The sequence below is a fragment of the Variovorax sp. P4_B11 genome (assembly GCF_056402355.1).
Window position 1 is genome coordinate 1 of sequence record NZ_JBFUHO010000138.1, and the last position, 2,781, is coordinate 2,781.

Here is a 2,781-nt window from a genome sequence, read left to right on the forward strand (position 1 = left end):
CGCGTTGACGCCGCAATCGCGAGCCAGCTTCGCTATCGATACCCCGGGCTCACGACAAGCCAGGACCAACTCGCGCTTGGCCTGCTCGTCGTAGATGCTGCGACCATCGCGCTTGTGCCCGACAACCAGGCGCCGCGCCAACTCTGAAATCCAATCTGACATTACGTGCCCACGTTCCTGTACATGGGTACGTAGCCTCTCAGTTCATCGCGCTCGACGGAAGGGCGTGGTTTATTGCGCGCTTACGAAAGAATGTAAATCTGGACCCACGGATTTACCGCGTCAGCCTTGGCAAGGTAATGGCGGGAGGCCTGGATGCCTGTTTGAATCAGGTCAAGCGAGGACTCGCACTACAAGACGTTTGAACAGGAACAGCGTGCTACGGACCGCGCTACCTACGCCACAGACGAGGAGGAAGCACGTGCATCGCACTGAGAACCGTGGCTGGACCGCTGCGAGAACTTCGACCTTCAGGACTATAGGACGACCACCTGAGCTGGCCCCTTGAATGACAGGACACGGTCCAATACTGTTCGATTAGGGTGAATTTACCTACAATCACAGTCGTGGCAACTCGGCGACGGACGGGACATGGCACGGACAAAGGCGGTGTTGGGCGCGGGTGCCCGGCTGAGTGATTTCTTGGCGGCCAGTTTGCTGGCCCGGGTGGTGCCCGCCGATATCGTGCACGCTGTTCTGGACGAGCACGGTTGCAACAGTCAACGCATTCGCAGCTTTCCAGCGGTGGCCGGGGCGTACTACTGCATCGCCTTGAGCCTGTATCCCGAGGCGGCCTACGAAGAGGTCTTCGCCGTCGTCTCCCAGGGGCTGGCCTGGGCCAGTGGAGCCGCGCAGCCTGCGCTTGTTGCCAAATCCTCCATCAGCTCGTTGCGCAGCCGCATCGGCTCGGCTCCTTTGAGTGACTTGGTCAAACGCTGCTGCGTGCCTCTGGCCAACGCTCGGGATCATCCGCAAGCTTTCTTTGCCGACCTGCGACTCGTGGCGATTGACGGCAGCACGTTCGAGCTTCCTGATGAAGCCGACAACGCCCGGGTTTTCGGCTACCCGAACAGCAGTGCCGTCACCGCCGGTCATGCCGGCTTCCCACAGGCTCGCTGCGCCGTATTGATCGAGTGCGCTACACACGCCATCCTCGGCGCCAACATCGGGGCCTTTTGCGATGGCGAACGAGGGCTCGCGGCCGCGTTGCTGCCGCGTCTCGAGCCGGGCATGCTTTGCATGGCCGACCGAGGTTTCAACTCATTTGAGCACTGGCGCCAGGCCAAGGCCACGGGAGCAGACTTGCTATGGCGATGCGGGAGCACCTGGAAGATGCCGGTCCAACGCGTGCTCGACGATGGGTCGTTCCTCAGTGTCATCCGTCCCAGCCATGTCACCCGAGCGGAGGCTGACCAGCAGGCCATCACGGTGCGCGTGATCGACTATGAGTTGCCGGGCTTGGACGACGCGCAGCCGCGCTACCGTCTCCTGACGACGTTGTTGGATCCGCAGCTGGCGCCCGCCATGGAGCTGGCGGCGGTGTATCACCAGCGCTGGGAGATAGAGTCCGTGTTCGATGAACTCAAGACGCATTTGCGGCAGAGCCGGCGTGTGCTTCGAAGTAAGACACCGGAGCTGGTGCGACAAGAGTTCTATGGCTGGGTGCTCGCGCACTACTCAGTGAGATGGCTGTTGCATCAAGGAGCCTCCAGCCACCGAATACCTCACGCCGAGTTATCCTTCAAAGGACACGTGGATCTACTCAGGCGTACGCAGCCCCACTCCGGGGCCTTTCCCCCCAGCGAGGCCCATAAAAAGATGACGCTGGTTCCGTGAATTGCTACAGGCCAGTGGCTACATCCGCGCAACGAGGACCATCAATCGACGCTCCCCGCGCATGGTCAAACACCGCACATCACCGTACTCTGGTCACAGCCGCAACCTCGCGACTCGCGTTCCTGTCTGCTTCACGCCCTGCGGGTTCTCTGGGCCACCAGGTGCACCTTTGCAAAAGGCCAAGCGATCACGTCCGTCGCCATGGTCACCAACAAATCCCGGGGGAGAATTTGCACTTTAAACGAACAGTATTGGGACACGGTCTATCGCTTATCTTTGAAGATAGGAGTAGGACTGTGAGTACGACTAGGAATACGGAAACCGTTGAGGTGATCTTGAGCGACCAGCGCCGCAGGCGCTGGTCGCTTGCAGAGAAGGCCACGCTGGTGCGGCGAACCTACGAACCTGGCATGAGCGTGTCGCTCGTTGCACGCCAGGAAGGCGTCGCTGCCAGCTTGCTGTTCCAGTGTAAGCGCTCTGTTGACCACGTCCCTTGTGCCCTGCTGACCTTTTGGGCAGTGATCGCGGGGTGATCGGATGTTTGTCATTGGCGGGCGGTGCGCGAGAATCGCGGTCGTTCCCACATCCGGTTCAATCGATGGCCACCCCGTTTACCCCGTTGAGCGAGGCCGAGTTCAACGAACTCGACCGGTTCCTGCTCTATGACGTCGATACCGAAGACGTCATGACACTGGACATGGTGGATGGGTTTCTGCACGCCATCGCGGTCGGTCCGAGGACGATCCAGCCGAAGCGTTGGCTCCCCAAGATCTGGGGCATCAAGGAGATGATGCCGCCGATGGATTCCATCGAGCAGTTGAACCACATGTTGGGGCTGGTCATGCGTCACTTCAACAGCATCATTGCCGGGCTGGAGGAGGAACCATCAGAGATCAGTCCTTACTGGTCAACGATGACCTACGCCGGCGACGAGCAGGAATACGA

General features: G+C 60.3%; 2 protein-coding genes and 1 pseudogene. All 3 read left to right on the forward strand.

Going from position 1 to position 2,781, the window contains the following annotated elements; genetic code table 11:
• Window positions 1-591: 591 nt before the first annotated feature.
• Window positions 592-1,836 (forward strand): IS4 family transposase, encoded by a 1,245-nt coding sequence (locus tag AC1DYD_RS41185; RefSeq protein ID WP_478178464.1) that lies wholly within the window; start codon window positions 592-594, stop codon window positions 1,834-1,836.
• Window positions 1,837-2,132: 296 nt separating this feature from the next.
• A pseudogene (locus AC1DYD_RS41190) lies at window positions 2,133-2,312 on the forward strand (transposase); the annotation flags it as partial.
• A gap of 122 nt (window positions 2,313-2,434) precedes the next feature.
• Window positions 2,435-2,781 (forward strand): YecA/YgfB family protein (locus AC1DYD_RS41195; RefSeq protein WP_478178465.1); only part of this gene is annotated, 347 nt, incomplete at its 3' end.

Bases quoted from the DNA above. Each gene is read 5' to 3' on its own strand.
- AC1DYD_RS41185 (WP_478178464.1), top strand. From the start codon at position 592: ATGGCACGGACAAAGGCGGTGTTGGGCGCGGGTGCCCGGCTGAGTGAT.